General features: G+C 56.9%; 1 protein-coding gene. It reads right to left on the bottom strand.

Translation table 11 applies throughout. The features are described from left to right. A partial coding sequence (locus ACG2F4_RS19440; RefSeq protein ID WP_395262601.1) for a DUF6797 domain-containing protein occupies positions 1–445 on the bottom strand: 445 nt, incomplete at both ends.

Below are 445 nucleotides of genomic sequence, written 5' to 3'. Positions count from 1 at the left end.
CCAGCATGTGAGATGATGGCTTTTCCAACACCTTACGCCCCATAATGGAGTACGACAGTACGATGTCTTCACCATGCTGGTAGTGGCCGTGGTAGTCCAGCCACTCATCAGGATACGGGGTTCGCTCTGAGACTAAGTTATTCAGCTGCCCATATCGATCCTGGTAGCTCCAGTGCATCCGCTCCAGGCCGTTCAGCTCCTGCCCGTCAATCATAGGTTCGCCTTCCCCCCGGTAAAGCTGGTATTTGGTCTCGCTAAGGTCAAGCTGGCCTTGCCATGCGGCTACCGTGGACATCCGCTGGGGATTGTAGGCCAGCTGCACATTTTCATCCAGCTGGACCAGCAGGGCGGCATTCGCCCGGTCATTCAGCGAGGAGTAGAGCGCCTTCCCGTAATCGCCCAGGTGGTCCGTAAAATACAGCTGCCCGTATTCCTGGGAGCCGGA

The sequence above is a fragment of the Halalkalibaculum sp. DA3122 genome, from assembly GCF_043951865.1.
Lineage (GTDB): Bacteria > Bacteroidota > Rhodothermia > Balneolales > Balneolaceae > JAMQKA01.
This window is presented reverse-complemented; position numbering and strand designations above follow the sequence as displayed.